At 58.0% G+C, this 19,365-nt stretch carries 23 protein-coding genes and 1 pseudogene; 18 read left to right on the forward strand and 6 right to left on the reverse strand.

Features of this window, described 5'->3' with window-relative positions; genetic code table 11:
* Positions 1-462: pseudogene (locus tag NW808_RS04120) on the reverse strand (hypothetical protein); the annotation flags it as partial.
* Between the two features lie 95 nt (positions 463-557).
* On the opposite strand from NW808_RS04120, the gene NW808_RS04125 reads away from it, so the two are divergent.
* From NW808_RS04125 to NW808_RS04145, 5 genes are read left to right on the forward strand one after another with little or no spacing between them, the layout of a single operon-like run.
* On the forward strand, positions 558-1,490 hold the full coding sequence (locus NW808_RS04125; RefSeq protein WP_414412210.1) for a nucleoside hydrolase: 933 nt from the start codon (positions 558-560) through the stop codon (positions 1,488-1,490).
* A gap of 15 nt (positions 1,491-1,505) precedes the next feature.
* Positions 1,506-2,075, forward strand: coding sequence for a CDP-diacylglycerol--glycerol-3-phosphate 3-phosphatidyltransferase (gene pgsA, locus NW808_RS04130; RefSeq protein ID WP_414404737.1), 570 nt, complete (start codon positions 1,506-1,508; stop codon positions 2,073-2,075).
* Positions 2,032-2,559: a crossover junction endodeoxyribonuclease RuvC gene (gene ruvC, locus NW808_RS04135; RefSeq protein ID WP_414410932.1), complete on the forward strand. Its 528-nt coding sequence runs from the start codon at positions 2,032-2,034 to the stop codon at positions 2,557-2,559. The genes pgsA and ruvC overlap by 44 nt, the downstream gene beginning before the upstream one ends.
* A gap of 53 nt (positions 2,560-2,612) precedes the next feature.
* Positions 2,613-3,260 carry an LON peptidase substrate-binding domain-containing protein gene (locus tag NW808_RS04140; RefSeq protein ID WP_414395084.1) on the forward strand — a complete coding sequence of 216 codons (648 nt, stop codon included), beginning with the start codon at positions 2,613-2,615 and terminating at the stop codon, positions 3,258-3,260.
* Positions 3,261-3,286: 26 nt separating this feature from the next.
* Entirely contained in the window at positions 3,287-4,474 is a 1,188-nt protein-coding gene (locus tag NW808_RS04145) for a GNAT family N-acetyltransferase (RefSeq protein ID WP_414420390.1), read from the forward strand.
* Between the two features lie 4 nt (positions 4,475-4,478).
* On the opposite strand, the gene NW808_RS04150 is transcribed toward NW808_RS04145, so the two are convergent.
* Positions 4,479-5,153, reverse strand: a complete 675-nt coding sequence (locus NW808_RS04150; RefSeq protein ID WP_414404734.1) for a response regulator transcription factor — start codon at positions 5,151-5,153, stop codon at positions 4,479-4,481.
* Between the two features lie 158 nt (positions 5,154-5,311).
* On the opposite strand from NW808_RS04150, the gene NW808_RS04155 reads away from it, so the two are divergent.
* The gene (locus NW808_RS04155) at positions 5,312-6,052 is read left to right on the forward strand and encodes a rhomboid family intramembrane serine protease (protein WP_414404733.1); all 741 of its coding nucleotides are present in this window, start codon (positions 5,312-5,314) and stop codon (positions 6,050-6,052) included.
* A gap of 43 nt (positions 6,053-6,095) precedes the next feature.
* The gene (locus NW808_RS04160; RefSeq protein ID WP_414420391.1) at positions 6,096-6,659 is read left to right on the forward strand and encodes a Uma2 family endonuclease; all 564 of its coding nucleotides are present in this window, start codon (positions 6,096-6,098) and stop codon (positions 6,657-6,659) included.
* 24 nt (positions 6,660-6,683) lie between these two features.
* On the opposite strand, the gene NW808_RS04165 is transcribed toward NW808_RS04160, so the two are convergent.
* Positions 6,684-8,276, reverse strand: a complete 1,593-nt coding sequence (locus NW808_RS04165) for an NAD(P)H-quinone oxidoreductase subunit 4 (protein ID WP_414395156.1) — start codon at positions 8,274-8,276, stop codon at positions 6,684-6,686.
* Positions 8,277-8,608: 332 nt separating this feature from the next.
* Between NW808_RS04165 and NW808_RS04170 the strand changes: the two genes are divergently transcribed.
* Together NW808_RS04170 and yidD are read left to right on the forward strand one after the other, a co-directional pair.
* Entirely contained in the window at positions 8,609-9,643 is a 1,035-nt protein-coding gene (locus NW808_RS04170; protein ID WP_414395074.1) for an adenosine deaminase, read from the forward strand.
* Positions 9,644-9,699: 56 nt separating this feature from the next.
* Positions 9,700-9,978, forward strand: coding sequence for a membrane protein insertion efficiency factor YidD (yidD, locus tag NW808_RS04175; protein WP_414404731.1), 279 nt, complete (start codon positions 9,700-9,702; stop codon positions 9,976-9,978).
* 5 nt (positions 9,979-9,983) lie between these two features.
* Here yidD and NW808_RS04180 read toward each other — a convergent pair whose 3' ends face one another.
* Positions 9,984-10,418 carry a RidA family protein gene (locus NW808_RS04180; RefSeq protein WP_414420392.1) on the reverse strand — a complete coding sequence of 145 codons (435 nt, stop codon included), beginning with the start codon at positions 10,416-10,418 and terminating at the stop codon, positions 9,984-9,986.
* 86 nt (positions 10,419-10,504) lie between these two features.
* Between NW808_RS04180 and NW808_RS04185 the strand changes: the two genes are divergently transcribed.
* Entirely contained in the window at positions 10,505-10,855 is a 351-nt protein-coding gene (locus NW808_RS04185; RefSeq protein ID WP_414395155.1) for a phenylpyruvate tautomerase MIF-related protein, read from the forward strand.
* A 50-nt stretch (positions 10,856-10,905) separates the two neighbouring features.
* Here the strand turns inward: NW808_RS04185 and gshA are convergent, their stop codons facing one another.
* Complete coding sequence (gene gshA, locus NW808_RS04190) at positions 10,906-12,042, reverse strand: glutamate--cysteine ligase (RefSeq protein ID WP_414420393.1); 1,137 nt, start codon at positions 12,040-12,042, stop codon at positions 10,906-10,908.
* Positions 12,043-12,137: 95 nt separating this feature from the next.
* On the opposite strand from gshA, the gene NW808_RS04195 reads away from it, so the two are divergent.
* The 7 genes from NW808_RS04195 (at position 12,138) to NW808_RS04225 (ending at position 18,492) form a co-directional block, all read left to right on the forward strand.
* Positions 12,138-13,577, forward strand: a complete 1,440-nt coding sequence (locus NW808_RS04195) for an NAD(P)/FAD-dependent oxidoreductase (RefSeq protein ID WP_414410940.1) — start codon at positions 12,138-12,140, stop codon at positions 13,575-13,577.
* A complete protein-coding gene (locus NW808_RS04200) occupies positions 13,574-14,863 on the forward strand; it encodes a hypothetical protein (protein ID WP_414420394.1) in 1,290 nt (429 codons plus the stop codon). The genes NW808_RS04195 and NW808_RS04200 overlap by 4 nt, the downstream gene beginning before the upstream one ends.
* A gap of 142 nt (positions 14,864-15,005) precedes the next feature.
* Entirely contained in the window at positions 15,006-16,199 is a 1,194-nt protein-coding gene (locus NW808_RS04205) for a hypothetical protein (RefSeq protein WP_414420395.1), read from the forward strand.
* Positions 16,200-16,257: 58 nt separating this feature from the next.
* Complete coding sequence (locus NW808_RS04210) at positions 16,258-16,710, forward strand: hypothetical protein (RefSeq protein ID WP_414411084.1); 453 nt, start codon at positions 16,258-16,260, stop codon at positions 16,708-16,710.
* A 310-nt stretch (positions 16,711-17,020) separates the two neighbouring features.
* Complete coding sequence (locus NW808_RS04215) at positions 17,021-17,242, forward strand: hypothetical protein (protein WP_414420396.1); 222 nt, start codon at positions 17,021-17,023, stop codon at positions 17,240-17,242.
* 247 nt (positions 17,243-17,489) lie between these two features.
* The gene (locus NW808_RS04220) at positions 17,490-18,131 is read left to right on the forward strand and encodes a hypothetical protein (protein WP_414395057.1); all 642 of its coding nucleotides are present in this window, start codon (positions 17,490-17,492) and stop codon (positions 18,129-18,131) included.
* A gap of 1 nt (position 18,132) precedes the next feature.
* Complete coding sequence (locus tag NW808_RS04225) at positions 18,133-18,492, forward strand: DUF3493 domain-containing protein (protein ID WP_414420397.1); 360 nt, start codon at positions 18,133-18,135, stop codon at positions 18,490-18,492.
* A 19-nt stretch (positions 18,493-18,511) separates the two neighbouring features.
* Here NW808_RS04225 and NW808_RS04230 read toward each other — a convergent pair whose 3' ends face one another.
* Positions 18,512-18,868 carry a hypothetical protein gene (locus NW808_RS04230; protein WP_414420398.1) on the reverse strand — a complete coding sequence of 119 codons (357 nt, stop codon included), beginning with the start codon at positions 18,866-18,868 and terminating at the stop codon, positions 18,512-18,514.
* A 200-nt stretch (positions 18,869-19,068) separates the two neighbouring features.
* On the opposite strand from NW808_RS04230, the gene psaC reads away from it, so the two are divergent.
* The gene (gene psaC / locus NW808_RS04235) at positions 19,069-19,317 is read left to right on the forward strand and encodes a photosystem I iron-sulfur center protein PsaC (RefSeq protein ID WP_011429399.1); all 249 of its coding nucleotides are present in this window, start codon (positions 19,069-19,071) and stop codon (positions 19,315-19,317) included.
* Positions 19,318-19,365: the final 48 nt, after the last annotated feature.

Raw genomic sequence — 19,365 nt, forward strand, 5'->3', positions numbered from 1 at the left:
CCCCCCCCCCCCCCCCCCCCCCCCCCCCCCCCCCCCCCCCCCCCCCCCCCCAACAAGACGAACCAGGGTAGCGTTGTGGTAGAAAAATTGCTCTCGCTTCAGCAAAGCTCTGGCCTCTGGAGAAAGGGGAGGCGCGGCGGAGAGGCTGGCAGCCTTTTCTGGTTGGAGCTCTGCCGCCTCTGCAACCATAGCCACCACGGCTGGCAACAGCAGCCCCTGCTTGCAGAGCTGTTGGCCTAGCGCCTCCAGCGTGGGTAGCTGCTCCAGGGCTACCAAGAGCACCAGGCAGTCTGGATGGCTTTCTTCCTGTTGCAGGGCTTCCAGGAGAGTCTGGGGATCCTGGAAAACCTCAGTTACAAAACGGTCTGGCGGCAGCAAAACCTCTAGCGCCAGCTGCTTTCCTCCAGCCGGCTCCCAGGCGAGCAAAAAGCAAACGTGCAGCGGATGGGCGCTGGTCTCCAACAGGATATAACGATAAGAACTGTCTCTAATCTTAAATCTTCCTAAACGGCCTGGAATCTGCCTCGCGCTCAAGAAGCCTACACTGGGGGTGCCCCATGCTGCCTTTGATTATCGACTGTGACCCTGGCCAAGACGACGCTGTAGCCCTGCTGCTGGCGCTGGCCTCGCCTGAGCTAGAGGTGCTGGGCATTACCACGGTAGCCGGCAACGTCTCTTTGGAGAAGACTAGCCGCAACGCCCGGCAGATCTGCGAGTTGGCCGGCCGCCCGCAGGTGGGAGTTTATGCCGGCTGTCCCCGCCCGCTGTTGCGCCCCTTGGAAACCGCGGAGGAGGTGCACGGCAAAAGCGGGATCGACGGGGCCAATTTGCCGGAGCCGCAGATGCCGCTGGGATCCCAGCACGCGGTGCAGTTTCTCATTGAGACCCTTAGGGGGGCGCAGCAGCCCGTAACCTTGGCGTTGTTGGGCCCGATGACCAACCTGGCGGTGGCCCTAGTGCAGCAGCCCCAGATTGTGGAGCGCATCGGGCGGCTGGTGTTTATGGGAGGATCCGCTTTTGAGGGCAATGTCACGCCGGCTGCCGAGTTCAACATCCTCACTGATCCCCACGCCGCCCAGATTGTCCTCAGTGCCGGGATCCCCGAAGTCGTCATGCTCGGCCTAAATGTTACCGGACAAGTCCTCAGCACCCCAGAGCGGATCGAGCGCATCCGCGCTCTGGGCACTCGCGTTGGGCAAACGGTGGCCGACATGCTTACCTTCTACGGCAAGTTTGATGTCCGGCGCTACGGCCTACCGGGAGGGCCCTTGCACGATCCCTGTGTCATTGCTTACCTCCTGCAGCCGCAGTTGTTTGAGCTCAAACCCTGCTATGTAGAGGTGGATACCGTCAGCCCGCTCAACCTGGGCCGGACGGTGGTGGATCGCTGGGGCCTCAGCGGCCGCCCGGCCAACGTGCAGGTGGCCTTTGGGGTGGATGCAGAAGGGTTCTACCGCCTGCTCACTGAGCGCTTGGGCCGCTATCGCTAGCTAAAGAGGAAAACAATGAGCCAGACCCCCCCAGCTCCCCTTGGCAAACCGGCGTGGCTAAACCTGCCCACGGCTTTTACCCTGCTGCGCCTAGTAGGGATCCCCTTCATCCTGGGGGGACTGAGTCTAAGATCCCCGGAGGGGGAAAGACTGGCCCTCTGGGCGTTTCTAGGGGCAGCGGCAACCGATTGGCTGGATGGCCACCTGGCCCGCCGCTATGGGCTGGTCACCGACCTCGGCAAGGTCTTGGATCCCTTGGTGGATAAGCTGCTGGTGCTGGCGCCGCTGCTGGGCCTGGTGGAGCTGGGGCGGATCCCGGCCTGGGGGGCTTTCCTGTTGGTGGGGCGAGAGCTAGCCATCGCTGGCTGGCGGGCCAACCAAAGTCAGGTTCACAGCGCCAATTTCTGGGGCAAAGCCAAGACGGTGATTCAAATCCTGGCCATTGCCCTGCTCATCCTCAATTGGCCGGGTGGGATCCCCTGTTTTTGGGTGGCGGTGGCCCTTACCCTGATTTCGGGGCTAATCTACTTGCGCAGCAACCATGCCGCCGCAACCTCTTCCCCCGCAAAGGACTCCCTGGCCTGACAACCTTCCCGAGCAGCGCATCCTCGGCCTCGACCCCGGCTTGGGGACGGTGGGCTTTGGCTGCATTCTGGCCAGATCCGATGGTCTCCAGTCTCTGGACTACGGCATCATCAGCACGCCCGGGGAGCAGCCCATCCACGAACGGCTGCAGATTCTCTACGAGGATTTGAGGGAGCTCCTGCGGCAGCTGCAGCCTCACCAGGTGGCCCTGGAAAAGCTCTTTTTCTACAAGATGAGCAACACCATCCCCATTGCCCAGGCGCGGGGGGTGATTTTGCTCGTCTTGGCCCAGCATCAGCTAGTGCCGGTGGAATTTACCCCCGCCCAGGTAAAGCAAAGCCTAACGGGCTACGGACGCGCCGACAAACAGGCCGTGCAGGCTGCCGTGGCCCGCGAGCTCAACCTGCCCTGCTTACCCCGTCCCGACGACGCTGCCGATGCCCTAGCCCTTGCCATCACCCTCTGGCACCACCGCTTTGCCTAGGGCTTTTTCGGGATCGCTAAACTAGACTCAGGAGCGCAAAATACAAAAGCCTTATGCCTTCCTCTTCTGTGGATGTTTGCGAGCTGCCCCTATTTCCCTTGCCAGAGGTGGTGTTGTTTCCAGGCCGTCCCCTGCCGCTGCACATTTTTGAGTACCGCTATCGCATGATGCTCAACACCATCCTGGAGACGGACCGGCGCTTTGGGGTGCTGATGTTCGATCCCCAAAAGGGATCCCCTGTCCAAGTGGGCTGCTGTGCAGAGGTGGTGCAGGTGCAAAGGCTGCCGGACGACCGCATGGATATTATGACCGTGGGACGGCAGCGCTTCCGCGTCCTGGACTACGTGCGGGAAAAGCCTTTCCGGATTGGGCTGGTGGAGTGGATTGAGGACGAGCCCCCCCAGGGCGATCTTCAAGACTTGGTCGCTCAGGTTTCTACTCTGCTCCAAGAGGTGGTGCGCCTCTCCAGCAAGCTGATGGAACGGGAGGCGGCGCTGCCAGACTCGTTGCCCACCGACCCTGTAGAGCTATCCTACTGGGTTGCTAGCCACTTCCATGGAGCCCCTCGCGATCAGCAGGCGCTATTGGAAATGGTCAGCACTGAAGCTCGGCTGCGGCGGGAAGCCGAGATCCTCGAGTCCGCCTGCAAGCACTTGGCTGCCCGCACTGCCCTCAAGGATCTCTTTTCCAAGAGTTCTTGAAGTTGCCCAAAAAGCAGAGCAGGTCAATGTCAACGGGCTTGCAAGTGCGCTGGTGTCACGATATCCGCCAGATCCCTGCCTCTAGTTGGCACGCTCTGCAAACGGAGCGCACCTCTCCCTTTTTGGAATACGAGTGGCTATACAGCTTAGAGGCTTCCGGCTGTGCCGGCCGCAACACGGGTTGGCTGCCTTGTCACCTGCTTGTGGAGGCGGGGGGACAGCTGATTGCGGCGGCTCCCTTGTATTTGAAAAGCCACAGCCAGGGAGAATTTGTCTTCGACCAGGAGTGGGCTGCTGTGGCCGCCCGACTGGGAGAACGCTACTACCCTAAGCTGATTGGCATGGCTCCCTTTACGCCGGCCACCGGCTATCGCCCTCTTGTCCACCCCGACTACTCAGAGGCAGAGGTGTGGCCCTTGATGTTGGCCGCCATCGATCGCTTCTGCCAAGAGAACGATATTTCCGTGTTCAGCCTGCTCTATGTGGATTTGGAGTGGCGATCCCAGCTAGAAGCCGACGGATTCACCCCCCGAATTACCCACAACTACCAGTGGCACAATCCTGGCTACCGCTCTTACGAAGACTTTTTGAGCCAGTTCAACGCCAACCAGCGGCGCAATATCAAGCGAGAGCGGGCCGCCATGGAAAAAAGCGGCATAGAACTCAAGGTCTACACCGGTGAGGAAATCACGCCGCGTCTACTTTCTCTCATGTACGACTTCTACAGCAACACCTGCGCTCAGTTTTGGAACTGGAGCAAATACCTCAACCGCCGCTTTTTTGAATCCCTCTATCCCAACTACCGGCAGCGACTGGTGCTAGTAGCCGGAGAGCGAGATTCAGAAGTGATAGGAATGTCTTTTTGTGTCCGCAAAGGGGATCGCCTCTTTGGGCGCTACTGGGGCTGCCGGGAAGAGGTGAAGTTCTTGCACTTTAACGTGTGCTACTACGAGCCCATTGCCCTGGCCATCCGGGAGGGAATCCGCAACTTCGATCCCGGAGCCGGGGGATCCCATAAAATCCGACGGGGATTCCCAGCCACGCCAGTGTATAGCTACCACCGCTTCTATCGTCCACGGCTAGGGCAGGTTTTGGTGCCCTATTTAAACCGCGTCAATCCCCTCGTGTTGGCCGAGCTGGAGAGAGTCAATCAGAACGAGGTCCCCTTTCGAGAAGACATTCTGCCTTCTTTGTCTACCCTCACTCGAGGCTAAACAACTACCACTGGATAAGCTTTCTCTGAACTGCTGCCATGCACATGGCAACGCGAGCATTGATCTCATCTTCCGACCCAAAGATATCAAGCTTTTCTTTGAGTCTTTGAATACAGTTTTGTACGGTCTTTTTGCTCGTGTGGATGCGGTCAGCAATGGCCTGGTCAGTAAGGGCCTCCTTGCAGAGTAAGTTTAAGACTTCAATTTCCCGCTCCGTCAACTTCGTTAGGCCGCGCAACTCTCGCGGCATGCGCAATTCCCCGTTGAGAGCACTTTTGGCCCCTTCCAGGAAGACGCTGCGCCGCTCCATTTTGTTGACGGCGGCAAATCCGCCCTGGTGCTTGCTGATTAGGCCCACCAGGGGAGTTAGCAGCAGGGGCTCGCTGGAATAAACCATCACGTTCAGGGTGGGGTAGTTCTCAAAAATATGGCGCAACAACTCTAGGCCCGGCTCGGCAGACTGCTCGCCAGTGGTTTGACCGTAGAGCAGGTCGGCCACCACCAAGTCTGGCTGCTCCCGCTGCAACCGCCGGATGGCGTCCATCGGATTGGAAACAGCAATGCACTGGGCATCGGCTGCAATCCGCTGTAGCCACTCGCAATTGTTTTGGGCGACCTCGGGATGATCCTCGACCACCAAAAACTTAAGCGGGGCAGTTCGGCTCTCAACCTCAGACATCAATCCTCTCCTCAAATCCACTGTCAGCTGTGAGGGACAGCAAGCACCCCCCTGCAGTCTAGGGATCCTACCAGCAAGCTACCCTAGTGTAGCCTCAAGCTGGGTCGGGGAAGACATATCGAGCTAGGCTAGAGGGCGATGTCAACCGGATTCTAACCGTGGTACCCCTCCAAGATCGCAACCCCACTACCCGCCCGGCCTATGTTACCTATGCCCTGGTCCTCATCAACATCCTGGTTTTTGTGTATGAGCTTACCCTATCCCCGCAAGAACTGGTGGCCTTTTTCCGAGAGTGGGCAGTGGTGCCAGCGGAACTAACGGCCAGCTTCCGAGGCGAGATCACCTCTTCGCTGCGCCCCGAATGGGTAACTCTATTCACCTCCCAATTTTTGCATGGGGGCTTTTTGCATCTTGGCGGCAACATGCTCTTTTTGTGGGTCTTCGGCAACAACGTCGAGGATCGCCTGGGCCATGTGCGCTACCTCATTTTTTACCTAACTTGTGGAGCCTTGGCCGCCCTAACTCAGTGGTTTTTCGATATGGAGTCCGCCATCCCTTCGCTGGGGGCAAGTGGGGCTATTGCGGGGGTGTTGGGAGCCTACATCCTGCGGTTTCCCCAGGCTGAGATCCTGACTTTGGTGCCCCTGGGCCTTTTTACCACAACCGTCTATGTTCCTGCCTGGGTGTTTTTGGGCTTTTGGTTTGTGCAACAGGCATTTTATGGCATTGCTAGCCTGCAGACTCCTATCAATATTGGCATGGAGGGGGGAGGGATCGCCTACTGGGCCCATGCCGGAGGTTTTGTGTTTGGTCTCATCTTGGGGCCCTTGATGGGGCTGTTTGCTGGCAAAAGCCCCTATGACCGCCAGCAGCAGCACTACCCAGACTTAGATCTGTAGCTCTGACTGTCAGATTCCAAAGGCAACTTGCGAGGAAAAAAGCATGGTCAGTCTACCTGCCAAGTCTTTAACTCTGGAGGAGTTTCTACACCAGCCGGAAACTGAGCCTCCTAGCGAGTTCATGGAAGGAGAAATTACCCAAAAACCGATACCACAAGCAAAACATAGACGTCTCCAACTAAAACTGGGCAGCTTCATCAACGAGCTGTTGGAGCCTCCTCAACTAGGGATGGCCTTTCCAGAGCTACGCTGCACCTTCGCCGGATATGCAATTGTGCCCGACATTTCTGTGATCGTCTGGGAGCGGATTCCTGTGGATGAAGACGGCACTATTCAAAACCTCATACCTTTCTGCCCTGATTGGGTGATCGAGATCCTCTCTCCCGATCAAAACCAAGTGAAGCTGGTCAAAAAAATCTTGATCGGCTTGGCCCACGGCTGCCAAATGGGGTGGATCGTAGCTCCCGAAGAAAGGGTTGTTTTTGTCTACCCTGCCGGGCAACAGCCGACAGTGCATGAGGATCCCCAAGAGGTTATCCCCGTTCCCGCCTTTGCCCAAGGGATCCAACTGAGCATCGAGACATTGTTTGGCTGGCTGCGGGTTTAAGCCGGCAAAAGGCAGCTACCTCCTTCAACGGCTGTTGGAGAGAGCAGGAGCTTGGGCAACTGTCCCACTGGCCTGGGGCAGTTCCTGCCGCAGCAGGGCCACCAAGGCATTCGTGGACTGGTCGTAGAGGCTAGTTACCAGCTTGGGGTAAAGCCCAATGCCGATGACAGGGATGAGCAGACAGGCGATGATGAACACCTCCCGCGGCTCGGCATCCACCAATTCTTCGTGTTCGGTGAGCTCTTTGTTTTCCGGGCCAAAGAAGATCTGGCGCAGCATCGACAGCAGGTAGATGGGAGTCAGGATCACTCCAACGGCGGCTAGGAAAACCACCACCAGCCGGAAGGGAAGGGAGTAGGCATCGCTGGTGGCCATGCCGACAAAGACCATCAGCTCAGCCACAAAGCCGCTCATGCCGGGCAGCGCCAGAGAGGCCAACGAGCAGGCGGTGAACATCGAGAAAATCTTGGGCATCTTTAAGCCAACGCCGCCCATTTCTTCCAGCTCCAGGGTATGAGTGCGGTCGTAGGTGGCCCCCACCAAGAAGAAGAGGCTGGCCCCAATGAGCCCGTGGGAGATCATCTGCAGCATGGCGCCACTCATGCCGATCTCCGTTAGGGATCCGATGCCGATGAGGACGAAGCCCATGTGGCTGATGGAGGAGTAAGCGATCTTCCGCTTCAAGTTGCGCTGGGCAAAGGAAGTGAGGGCAGCAAAGATGATGTTCACCACCCCCAGCACGATCAAGACGGGTGCAAAGTAAAGGTGGGCATCCGGCAGCATGCCCGCGTTCATGCGCATCAGGGCATAGCCCCCCATCTTGAGCAGGATCCCGGCCAGCAACATGTGAACGGGTGCCGTGGCTTCGCCGTGGGCATCGGGCAGCCAGGTGTGCAAGGGGAAAATGGGCAACTTCACCCCATAGGCAATGAGGAAAGCTCCGTAGAGCAGCAACTGGAAGTTCAGTGGATAGCTTTTGCTAGCCAAATCCGTCATGTCAAAGCTGACGGGATCCCCGTAGAAGGCCATAGCCAAGCCCGCCACCAGGATAAACAAGGAGCTGAGGGCGGTGTAGAGAATGAACTTGGTAGCCGCATAGAGGCGGTTAGGTCCCCCCCAGATGGAGAGGAGCAAATACACCGGGATCAGCTCCAGCTCCCACATCAGGAAAAACAGCAGCATGTCCTGCACGGCGAACACCCCAATCTGGCCGCCGTACATAGCCAACATGAGAAAGTAAAACAAGCGCGGCTTAAGGGTAACCGGCCAAGCGGCCAAGATGGCGAGGGTGGTTACAAAGGCCGTGAGCAGGATCAGCGGCATGGAAAGGCCATCGGCCCCAACTGACCAACTCAAGCCCACCTGGGGCACCCAGGTGTAGCGCTCCAGCAGTTGCAAGCCCGTCTGACTGGGGTCGTAGCCCACATAGAATCCAGCCAGCAGGATGAGCAGGTCAGTAACCGCAACAAACAGGGCAAACCAGCGGATCCGCTCCGCCAACTTTTGGGCATAGGCCCGGGTGGTGGGATCCCCCGCCGGCGCCGGGATCACCGGAATGAAGAGGGCGGCCACCACCGGATAGACAATGACTGTGGTCAGCCAGGGAAACTCGTGCAAGCTGGGCAGCGCCATGAAGATAACCTCGTTACGCTAAGTTCGTGCCACACCCTTCCAGGAAGATTGCTGTCGGCTACAGCCAACAGCCCTTCATCAGTATCTCTGCTCAGTAAACCTCCAGGACTATCTTACTCAAGGCTCCTTCGCTCTTCGTCGCCGGGGATGCTCCAACCGGTGCCCCTCCCAAGCCTCACTGCCTGATCCCTGGTTGGCCAACCCTGCACAACTGCGCCTGGACAAGGCCACTGCTGTTGGATAACAATAGGCAGAAACAGTACTTAACAACCAAGCCAAGTCTGCTCCAGGGGTGGCTCCAGGCGAAGCTTTAAGGTATGGCACTGCATGCGGAGTTGCACCGCCACCTAGGCGGTTCGGTTGTTCCTAGGATTTTGTGGCGCTACCTGCATCGCCACGGATCTCCCCTAGCAGAACGCTTTCCCGACTACGCCGAGTTTGAGGAGTTCTACACCCGCCCCCGCAACACCCTGGAAGAGTACCTAGAGCTGCACACCCTGGTGGAGCAGGTGCAAACTCTAGAGAGCTTACCCTATTTCGTCTACCGCCTGATCCGGGGGGCCTATGTCTTTGAAGACCTGGCCTATCTGGAAATTCGCTACACCCCCTACCTACGCACGGATCCTAAGCTGGACGAGGCCGATCGCCTCAAGCAGATGCGGCAAGTCATTGAGATAGTGGGGCAGGCCTGCCAGCAGCGAGAATATCCCATCATCACTACCCAGATCGTGTGTTTGCACTCCCGCCTGCCCAGCCACATCAACCGCGCCATGGTCGAGGCGGCTGCTGAGTCGGAGTATGTCAGTGGCATTGACCTGGCCGGGGGAGATAAGGCCTACGGCGAGCGGATGGACGAGTGGATTGAGCTCTTCAAGTACGCCCTGGCCCGTGGCCTCAAAACTACTGCCCACCTCTATGAGACGCTGGATGGCTGTTATCCAGAGCTGTTGCCCTATGTCTTGCGGATTGGTCATGGCATTCAGATCCCTCTCCACTACCCAGAGCTGCTGCCAGAGCTGGCGCGGCGGGGCCAATGCCTGGAGGTCTGTCCTACCACTTACCTGAAGACAGGTACGCTGCCCAGCTTGGAGCCCCTTAAACTGGTCTTTGACCGCTGCTTTGAGGCAGGCGTGGATATCGCCATCTGCACCGACAACGCCGGCTTGCACAATGTGCGTCTGCCGTTTGAGTACGAGAACCTACTGACCCACGACATCATCGATTTCGATCAGCTTAAACGTTGCCAGGAGGCGGCTTTTCGCCACGCTTTTGCCTGGCCTTACAAAGAATACCCAGCTCTGCTGTTGTCGGAGCTCCAGCGGTCGGCATCGGCTTCCTTAGTGGCTTTGTAGAACCTAGGTAGCCTGTGAGCTAAGGTTTAACGCCGCCGTTAGGTAAGGGTTTGCTCATGCGGGAACAATCGGATCTCTTGACCCGTAGCCTCATCGCCCTGATCCGAGGCTACCAGGTGGCCATTTCTCCTCTGCTACCGCCTGCCTGCCGCTACTACCCCACTTGCTCCCAATACATGCTGGAAGCGGTGCGGCGCTATGGGGCCATCCGAGGGGGTTGGCTAGGGATCCGCCGCCTCTGCCGCTGCCATCCTTGGCACCCAGGGGGCTACGATCCAGTGCCTGACTTGCCGGGATCTGCAGCCGACGAAAACTGTCGCCCCAGCCGCAACTGAACGCTTCAATCTCGGTAGCAGGCCACCGCCTCGATTTCCACCAAAGCATTGAGGGGCAGACAGGCCACCTGGATACAGGAGCGGGCTGGTGCGGGCTCGGTGGCGAAGAACTCTCGATAAACCTCGTTCATGGCGGCAAAGTCTTTCATATCCGCCAAAAAGACCGTGGTTTTTACCACATTGGCTAGGCACGTTCCCCCCGCTTCCAGCACCGCCTTTAGGTTTAGCAGCGCCTGCCGAGTTTGCGAGGCAACATCTTCTCCCACCAACCTGCCGGTTTTGGGATCCAAGCCCAACTGGCCAGCAGTAAACAGGAAAGGCCCGGAAGCGACAACGCCCTGGCTGTAAGGACCTACAGGGGCAGGAGCAGCCTCGGTTCGCACCTCCCGGGGACCTGCCCCGGCTTGAGGCTTAGAACTGACCGGCTTCCTCTGCTCCATGGGGATTGGCGGAACTCTGCAGCTAACCTACCACAGCTGGATCCCCGGCAATGGCAAGATCTACTCGTCGGCCAAAAGAAGCACCTATGCCCTTAATTAAGTTGCAAACGCCGCTGCAGCCTGAACCTGCCGCTGTGGAGGAGCTGCTCAAGTCGCTCTCTGCCGCTCTGGCCAAACAGGTGGGCAAGCCGGAAGCCTACGTGATGACCGCCTTTGAAGGAGGGATCCCGATGACCTTTGGCGGCAGTGCGGATCCCTGCTGCTACGTGGAAATCAAGAGCGTGGGTCAATTTTCCGCCGAGCAAACCCGGGCCATGAGTGAGTTTTTTTGCAGCGCCATCGAGGCAGCTTTGGGGATCCCGAAGAAGAGGATTTTCATCGAGTTCACTGAGGCCAAGGGCTACCTCTGGGGATGGAATGGCACAACCTTTGGATGAAATGCCGCCCAAGAAAACTGAAACGAGGGACGGCTGCCGTTGGCAAGAACCTAACCAACAACCTGGCAGAGGGTTTTTTGTCTTTCTCGATCCTGGTCCTCTAGCTCTTGGATGGCCTGTTGGTACACCTGGGCAGGGGTGGATCCCTGGCTGACCTGCTGCAGCCAGCGCTGGGCCTCGTTGCCCCGCTGGAGCAGAGTTTGAAGGGGAGCCAAGAAGCAGCCCAGGCCCTGGGGTTGGCCAATGCGCCAGGCTTCGGTCAGCAGCTCTTCAATCCACTCCTGGGCTGAGCGTTCGCGGCCGGTGCGCCAATCGATCAGCCGGGCTTGCAAGGACTCGCGGGCGGCAGCTTGCTCGTTAGCCTCGCAAAGGCTCTCCAGCTCCGCAGGGGTAAAGGGCCCCTGCAAGGGATCCAGAACCTCCGGCTGGGATAGCAATTGCCAGAGGCGGGCCTCCACCAAGGCAGCAATGGCCAGGACCATCACTGGGTCCGCCACCAGGTCGCAGATGCGCAGCTCCACCCGGTTGAGATGGTAGGGCCGCTCTGGACCATTAGGCCGCACAGAAGCCCAGAGGTGGCGTACATTCTGCATCGTGCCCAGGGCCAGTTGCTCCTGCATCCAGGCGATGTAATGGGCGTGATCCCGGAAGAAGGGCACCTGAGCTGGCGTTTTGGGAAACACCTGCCAACGGCTGGAATGATAGCCCGTTACCTGGCCGTCTAGGAAAGGGGAAGAAGCGCTCAGGGCCAAGTAAAGAGGGGCTTCCGCCCGCAGCAGACGGCAGGCGAGGAAAATGGCCTCGCTATCCGGCAGGCCAACATTGATGTGGATGCTGGCAGTTACCACCCGCGTGCCATAGGTGCGCTCGATGTAGTCGTGGTAGGGGTTGCCCGGATCCGAGCGCTCAAAGTGGTCACTGCCGCCCAAAGCCAGGGTGCTCCCCGGCAAGAGGGTGTAAGGGCCCAGGCGGCGCAAAAACTGCCGCAGTTGCAGGCGGGGCCGAAGAAGGGCACAGAGCAGATCTTCGTAGCGGCGAAGGGGCGGGGTGATGTACTCCACGTTGCGCCGATCCGGTTCTCGCATGAACCCCGGCAAGGCCCGGCAGATGCGCTCCGACAGCCCCACCACTTCCCCGGCAGCGGTGCCGGTGTACATTTCTACCTCAAAGCCCTTGGTCAACAGCACAGGCCAGCCTCCAGCCGCAGCCTCCTCTGCCCATTTTCCCAGGGTTTTGCAGGTACTACAATGTCGGCAAGGCTTGAAGGCAAGAGCAAGGCCAGATGCGGGATCCCATCTATATCCTGGGGGCAGGGCCGGCGGGCATGGCGGCTGCCTACCGCTTGACCCAGCTGGGCTTCCCCGTGGTGGTAGTGGAACGAGAAGAGGGAGTCGGGGGCTTGGCCAAAAGCATTCGCTACCAGGGGTTCATTCTCGACTATGGCCCGCACCGGTTTTTTACCAAGATCCCAGCGGTGCTGGAGTTGTGGAACCAGGTTTTGGGATCCGAACAAGTAACTGTCCGGCGGCTTACCCGCATCTACTACCGCAAGCAATATTTTCAGTACCCCATTCAAGCTTGGGAAGTCCTGCGCAAAGTGGGGTGGTGGGAAAGCCTGCGCATTGTCCTTTCCTATCTTTGGGCACAACTCATTCCGCGGCCAGCTCCCCGCAACTTTGCCGATTGGGTCAAGGGCAAATTTGGCGCTCGACTCTTTCAGATTTTCTTTGAAGGCTATACAGAAAAGCTTTGGGGGATCCCTTGCACCGAGATCAGTGCTGATTGGGCTGCCCAGCGCATCAAAGGTCTTAGTCTTGGAGAGGCTATACGAAAAGCATTGGGGTGGAATCGAGGTTTGGTGAAATCTCTAATCGATCAGTTTCAGTTTCCTCGGCTGGGATCCGGCCAGCTCTACGAAAAAATGCAGGAGTTTTTGCTGGCCGAAGGTCAAAAAGTTTGGCTAAATACAGAGGTCATTGCCCTTAGGCATGAGGGATCCCGGATTGTCAAGCTGCAATTGCGCAATCTTCAGGATGGAAGTGAAACATGGGTCTCCCCCTCCCACGTCATCTCCTCGATCCCTCTGACAGTTTTGGTGCAGAGCCTACAGGAGTTGCCTCCTCCAGAGGTACTGCAGGCAGCCCGCAACCTCAAGTTTCGCAACACCGTTTTGGTTTATCTGATTGTGGAGGGATCCCAGCTTTTCCCCGATAACTGGCTGTATATCAACGACCCAACAGTGCAGGTCGGTCGGGTAACCAACTTCGCCAATTGGTCGCCGGCTATGCTCCCCAACCGAGAACAAACCCCCTTGTGCTGTGAGTATTGGTGCAACTTTGGGGATCCCTTGTGGCAAGCTCCTGAGGAGCAATTGCTGGCTTTGGCCGAGAGGGAGCTACGCCAAATTGGCCTGCTGCAAGGCCAGAAGATCTCTGGCGGCTTTGTGGTGCGCCTACCCCGCACCTATCCTATCTACACCGGCAGCTACAAAGAAGACTTGGCCATCTTGCGAAGGTACCTCGGCCAGTTTGAAAACTTGCAACTGGTGGGCCGCTATGGCTCGTTTAAGTACAACAACCAGGATCACAGCCTGCTGATGGGCCTATTGGCGGCCGAAAACGTTCTCCGCCCCGGCAGCCACGATCTCTGGCAGGTGAACTCCGACAGCGATTACCAAGAAGAGATCAAAGTGCCACCCGCACCCGCGAAGGTCCGACGATGAGCTTCTCGCTTGGCCCTCTTTTGCGGCAAAGCTGGCAGCGTCTTGCCCCTTTCTCTATCCAGGTTTTGCTGCCAAGCTTAGCCTTGACAGGGCTGGAGATCTTCTTGATCTCCCTCTGGAGCAAGGGGGATGACTATGCTTCTATCTTCAAGGGTTTAACCCAGTGGGATAGCCACTGGTATCTGGGGATTGTGCGGCGGGGCTATCAGTTTGTGGGCTTTGACAAGATCGCCTACGAGCAGAGCAATGTGGCTTTCTTTCCGGGCTATCCTCTGGCGGTGGCCATCATGAGCCGCCTGTTAGGAGTTGAGCCGGAGCTGGGGCTTTATCTTACTGCCCAGCTCTTTTGCTGGCTGATGTGGATTTACCTTTTCCTGTTTTACCGTCGCTGGCAGATCCCCACTCTTTGGCAGGTTTTGGCAAGTCTAATAATCTTGGTTTATCCTAGTAGCTTCTACTTGGTAGTAGGTTACAGCGAGTCTCTGTTCGTAGCCAGCCTGCTAGGTTTTTTCTACTGGTCAATGGACTTGAACTCTCTCCGGGCGGCACTTTTGGCTGGGGCCCACGGCTTGGCGATGAGTGCCACTCGCATTGTGGGCCTGCCGGTGGCGTTGCTTCCTCTGCTGCGCCTGGGGGAGGGATCCCGCCGTTGGTTTTGGACAGCCGGCGCCGCTGTTTTGGCCTTGTTGGGCGGGCTGAGTTTTTTCCTCTACTGTCAGCTCCGCTTTGGTCGTTGGGATCTCTACATCGAAATGCAGCGCTACTTTGGCCCCAGTTCTTTCAGCTACTTGGCTATTATTCAACCTCGTACTTATGCCCCCTTCTTTTCTAGTCGCTATTGGCAGTCCTTGTTTTCCCTTTCCGAGGCTTTGGGGGATGGGATATGGGCAATTTCCATCAGTCAACTGTTTGTTCCCCTCACGCTGGGATCCCTAGTTGTTACAGGCTTGCTGGATGGGTTGAGTGTCCTGGTGGGCAAGAGCCGGTGCTGGCAAGAGCGACTGGGGTTTCACCTAGCCGCCTGGGCCATGTTCTCCATTTCCGTGGCTGGCATGAGTGCTGTGGCCCAGAGAAGTATGATCCGCTACTGCCTGCCAGTCCACATCCTGCAGGTGCTGACCTGGCTGCATGGGGTTAAATACACCAATTTCAGCTTCATCCCGCAACAGGTGCGTCCCTATCTTGGCAGTGTCCTGAGGCTGGGCTACTGGATCTTGGCTTTAGTCTTCTTTGCCCTGAATCAAGTCCTCACCTGGCGCTACGTCCAGCATCTCTGGGTGGCTTGATTGAACTTCCGTAGTCAAGAAGGAGAATGCGCCAATGAGTTTGCGCCTTTGCCACCTGTTGCAACAGATTTGCAGACTTTTAGTTGGCTTTTCTGCTCGGATTTTTTTGCTGGGCCTAGCGCTGACTGTTTTGCAAGTGTTAATGATATACCTTTGGACAAAACACAGCGACTATGCTTCTGCCTTTACAGCCCTGAGCCAGCGCGATAGCTACTGGTACCTGAGCATTGTGCGGCGGGGCTATCAGTTTGTGGGCTTTGACAAGATTGCCTACGAGCAGAGCAACGTGGCTTTTTTCCCCGGCTATCCCCTGGCGGTGGCCGGAATCAGCCGCCTTTTGAGAGTTGACCCTGAACTGGGGCTTTACCTAACTGCTCAGCTCTTTTGCTGGCTGATGTGGATTTACCTTTTCCTGCTTTACCGCAGGTGGCAAATTCCCCCCCTCTGGCAAATTTTGGCCAGTTTGCTCATCTTCTTCTATCCCACCAGCTTTTACCTGGTCGTGGGCTACAGCGAATCTTTGTTTATGGCCAGCCTACTGGGTTTTCTCTACTGGTCAATTCACGGGGGCCGTCCCCTGCTGATGCTCCTGGCTGGGATCCACGGCTTGGTGATGAGTGCTACTCGGATTGTCGGCTTGCCGGTGGCGCTGCTCCCTTTTTTGAATCTCCTGAAAGCGGGGGAGAGAACCCAAGCCCGCCGTTGGTTTTGGACGAGTATGGCAGCGAGCTTGGCTCTGTTGGGTGGCCTGGGCTTTTTTCTCTACTGTCAGCTCCGCTTCGGACGCTGGGATCTCTACCTGGAAATGCAGCGTTACTTTACCGGCGTGAAAGCCAATTATCAAGCTATTTTCCAAGCTCGCACATATGTCCTTTCCGCCGAACGCTGGCAAAGCTTACTCTCTCTTTCTGCACCGATGAAAGACCCTGGGCTGTGGGCTGACGCTCTTAGCCAACTGTTTGTGTCTGCCACCCTGGGATCCCTGCTTGTTACAGGTTTAATGGATGCGGCAGGAGTTATGGCAGGTAGAAGCCAGTGTTGGCGGGAGCGGCTGGGATTTCATCTGGCTGCCTGGGCCATGTTCTACATTGCCGTAGCCGGCATGAGTCCCCTGGGCCAGCGAAGCATGAGCCGCTACTGCTTGCCAGTTCACATCGTGCAGGTATTGGCGTTGGTGCATTGGGCTAAGTACACCGATTTTAGCTTCATCCCCGAACGGATCCGGCCCTATCTTGGCAATACCCTAAAGCTGGGGTATGTGCTTTTGGCTTTCATCTTCTTCGCCCTCAACCAAATCCTCACTTGGCGCTATGCCCACCATCTCTGGGTAGCTTGAATCAACCTGGCTAGGGATTAAGATGTGAGGGATCCCGACTTCTCACCAACTGAGAGCTGTGGCGTTTTCTTCTCTCCGCAAGTGGCCTCGGCGGAAATCGTCCCTGCGGGTGGCTCAGCCCATCGAGCCCACCAAGATCTACCCCTGCCCGTGTTACCAGCAAGGCCAGCTGCGCCTGATCACCCTAACTGAGGCCTTCGGGTGCAGCCGTTGCCAGCATATCTTCGCCATTACCCCCGACCGCCTGCACATTGAGCAGTTGGCTGTTTCCTATCCCTACCGCAAGATCTGGTTCTGGAACGGCCAGCAATGGGTGCTGCGGCGGGAAAATACCCTCCAGGGATCCATGCTCTTGGGCTTGACCCTTAGCTTGGGGGTTGTTTTGGCCGTAGGGTTTTTTGGCGCGGTGCTCTTCCCCAGTCAAACGCAGTTGCTCAGTTGGTTCCTGATTCTTTGCCTGTTGCTAACGCTGTTGATGGTGACGGCAATCCTGCTGCTGCGGCGGCCTTGAGATGCTTGGGATCGTGGCCAGCCCCTGCGCCTCCGGGATCCTCAGTTTCAGCCCTTGGGGATCTAGCCATTTCTCAGGTCTGTCGCCGGTCGGCTAGGTAGGAGGGAAGCAGGTGACCGATTTTGGTTCAGCCTTCGAAAGGGACCATCCAGCCCGCTCGAGACCCCACAGCCGATCCTCAAGAGGACTTGCTGCTGTTGCTGCTGCGGCAAACCCGCTACGTGGCCGCCCCGGCTGGGTGGAGTTCCTGTTGCAGGCTAGCAAAGTGCCGATCCTAGCTACCCACCTGGGCTACACAGCTTCCTGACCTTTGGCGAAGTCGGCTTTGCTGGATCCTTTGGCTCGCTATGGCCCAGAAGGGATCTCTACCCTTGGGCTGCCAATCCACGCCGACTGGGCCGCTAGCCACCTGCCAGCTCTGGTCGAGGCTTCCTATGTCCAGGCCACCGCTCCTATCCTGGAGGAGTTTCCGCAGCTCCAGCCGCTGGGGGAAAGGCGTCGCCATCTGCACCTCCAGCTGTGGCGGATTTGACAGAGGCCATCGCCTCGCAGCTACCATCAGTCGGAAACAGCCAATCGGCGGCCTAGCGCTTTCTGGAGGAAGTGGATGCGGCTCTCATTCTGGAAGCCCTGAGCCCGGTGAAAGGAGTGACCCAGGGCGACCTGTAGTCCCGCCAACCCCCTTCTCCAAAGCTGGCCAGATCAGGCGAGACTGAAGATAGGGATCCACTCCCAGCTTGTCATCCTACAGAGCCCAAGCGACTAGGGGGGGAACTCCTTTGGGGATTGATCTACGCAGCTACGTGTTCTTGGATCGGCTCCAGCCCCAGTACGCCGCCTACTTGGGCACGGTGGCCCAGGGCTTCTTGCCCCTGCCAGGGGACACTTCCCTCTGGGTCGAAATCTCCCCCGGCATTGAGATCAACCGCGTCATGGACATTGCCCTCAAAGCCACCTCGGTAAGGCCAGGGTTACAGGTGGTGGAGCGCCTCTACGGCCTCTTGGAGGTTCACTCTAGCAACCAGGGGGATACCCGCACGGCTGGGCAAGCCATCCTAGCGGCTTTGGGGGTAAGCGAAAAGGAGCGCCTAAGGCCGCGCATCATCTCCAGCCAAATTATCCGCAACATCGATCCCCACCAGACTCAGCTAATCAACCGTTTCCGCCGCGGCCAAATGCTCCTAGCGGGCCAAACCCTCTACATCCTGGAGGTGCAGCCGGCAGGCTATGCCCCCCTGGCCGCCAACGAGGCAGAAAAATCGGCCCGGATCAACATCCTCGAGGTAATGCCCTTTGGCAGCTTTGGCCGCGTGTACTTGGGCGGAGAAGAGCAGGACATTCTGGCCGCCTGTCGAGCCGCTGAGGAAAGCCTGGCGGCAATTTCTGGCCGGGACCCCTTGCTGTTGCCTGAGGAGGTATAGAATGACAGGACCGCATCCCAAGCCTTCACCCAAAGCCAGGCCGCCTCTGTCACCCAGTCGGGATCCCACCCTGGAGCGGGCAAGGTTGCTTGCCGAAGTGGCCGCTCCCTACCGCAGCCTGCGGCGCTTTATCTACCTGGCGGTGGGATTCTCGGCCACAGTTGGTGCGTTGGTGTTTTTCTTTCAGGCCTTGGCAGGGCGGGATCTAGAGACCACCTTGCCCAGCTTGGCCCTGCAGTTAGGGATCCTGGCTGGCGCCATCGGCCTAGAGAGGCTAGAAAACCGCTCCCACCAGAAGGTGATCAGACAGGCAAAGCAACGCTTAGGCATCCAGCAGCCCCCATCACCTGGAGAGGGCTAGTTGCCCGTCTGCCAGTTCCTTAGTCATCTTCATCCTCATGAGCCCTGGGCAAGTAGCGGCGCTGAACTTGGCGGTCGGGATCCACCTTTGCCCACTTTTGAACAATTTGGACACCCAGAAAGGTGAGAAAAGCCCCCAAAGCCACAAAGGTGAGAGGTGGGATCGCCAGGATCGCCACCGCCGCCAGCACGTAGATGGCCACCTTGGGCAGAGAGGGATCCACCCTCCAGCCGCGGCGGTACACCCAGTTGGTGAGCTGCTGATCCCAGCGGCGCAGGCGAGGGACGTTTTCTGTGTAGATCTCGGCCAAAATGGGCCAAAGACGGCGCAGCTGGCCTTGGGCTTGCTGTTTCCAATCCCGCGGCGAGTGCCTCATCGGGAGGATCCCTTGCCCTATCCTTCCTCAGGTCATCCTAGCCCAACCCCACCAGCAGTCCGCTGGGAAGACGGAGGATGTAAACATTTGCATCGGAGATTGGGGTGGCTGGACAGGACTACAGTACACTGGGGGCACCTGCGCAGTGGTTTTGCTGCCGCGCTCTTCGGTAAATTGAACTGCTCGACTGGAGAACACCAATGGCTCACACGGTCAAGATCTACGACACCTGCATCGGCTGTACTCAGTGCGTGCGGGCTTGCCCCACCGACGTGTTGGAAATGGTGCCCTGGAAGGGGAACAACAAAGCCGGCATGATCGCCGCAGCCCCCCGCACCGAAGACTGTGTTGGCTGCAAACGCTGTGAAACCGCTTGCCCTACCGATTTCCTAAGCATCCGCGTCTATCTGGGCCCCGAAACCACCCGCAGCATGGGCCTGGCTTACTAAGCAGGTTGGGTTGCAGTTTTCACTGGAGATTGCCTGCTCGCTCAAGCC

It is taken from the genome of Synechococcus sp. W70.1 (assembly GCF_047461515.1).
In the GTDB taxonomy this organism is placed as follows: domain Bacteria; phylum Cyanobacteriota; class Cyanobacteriia; order Thermostichales; family Thermostichaceae; genus Thermostichus.

Coding starts and splice junctions, on each gene's coding strand:
- NW808_RS04125 (WP_414412210.1), top strand. CDS start 558: ATGCTGCCTTTGATTATCGACTGTGACCCTGGCCAAGACGACGCTGTA.
- pgsA (WP_414404737.1), top strand. CDS start 1,506: ATGAGCCAGACCCCCCCAGCTCCCCTTGGCAAACCGGCGTGGCTAAAC.
- ruvC (WP_414410932.1), top strand. CDS start 2,032: ATGCCGCCGCAACCTCTTCCCCCGCAAAGGACTCCCTGGCCTGACAAC.
- NW808_RS04140 (WP_414395084.1), top strand. CDS start 2,613: ATGCCTTCCTCTTCTGTGGATGTTTGCGAGCTGCCCCTATTTCCCTTG.
- NW808_RS04145 (WP_414420390.1), top strand. CDS start 3,287: ATGTCAACGGGCTTGCAAGTGCGCTGGTGTCACGATATCCGCCAGATC.
- NW808_RS04150 (WP_414404734.1), bottom strand. CDS start 5,153: ATGTCTGAGGTTGAGAGCCGAACTGCCCCGCTTAAGTTTTTGGTGGTC.
- NW808_RS04160 (WP_414420391.1), top strand. CDS start 6,096: ATGGTCAGTCTACCTGCCAAGTCTTTAACTCTGGAGGAGTTTCTACAC.
- NW808_RS04170 (WP_414395074.1), top strand. CDS start 8,609: ATGGCACTGCATGCGGAGTTGCACCGCCACCTAGGCGGTTCGGTTGTT.
- yidD (WP_414404731.1), top strand. CDS start 9,700: ATGCGGGAACAATCGGATCTCTTGACCCGTAGCCTCATCGCCCTGATC.
- NW808_RS04180 (WP_414420392.1), bottom strand. CDS start 10,418: ATGGAGCAGAGGAAGCCGGTCAGTTCTAAGCCTCAAGCCGGGGCAGGT.
- NW808_RS04185 (WP_414395155.1), top strand. CDS start 10,505: ATGCCCTTAATTAAGTTGCAAACGCCGCTGCAGCCTGAACCTGCCGCT.
- NW808_RS04195 (WP_414410940.1), top strand. CDS start 12,138: ATGCGGGATCCCATCTATATCCTGGGGGCAGGGCCGGCGGGCATGGCG.
- NW808_RS04200 (WP_414420394.1), top strand. CDS start 13,574: ATGAGCTTCTCGCTTGGCCCTCTTTTGCGGCAAAGCTGGCAGCGTCTT.
- NW808_RS04205 (WP_414420395.1), top strand. CDS start 15,006: ATGATATACCTTTGGACAAAACACAGCGACTATGCTTCTGCCTTTACA.
- NW808_RS04225 (WP_414420397.1), top strand. CDS start 18,133: ATGACAGGACCGCATCCCAAGCCTTCACCCAAAGCCAGGCCGCCTCTG.
- NW808_RS04230 (WP_414420398.1), bottom strand. CDS start 18,868: ATGAGGCACTCGCCGCGGGATTGGAAACAGCAAGCCCAAGGCCAGCTG.
- psaC (WP_011429399.1), top strand. CDS start 19,069: ATGGCTCACACGGTCAAGATCTACGACACCTGCATCGGCTGTACTCAG.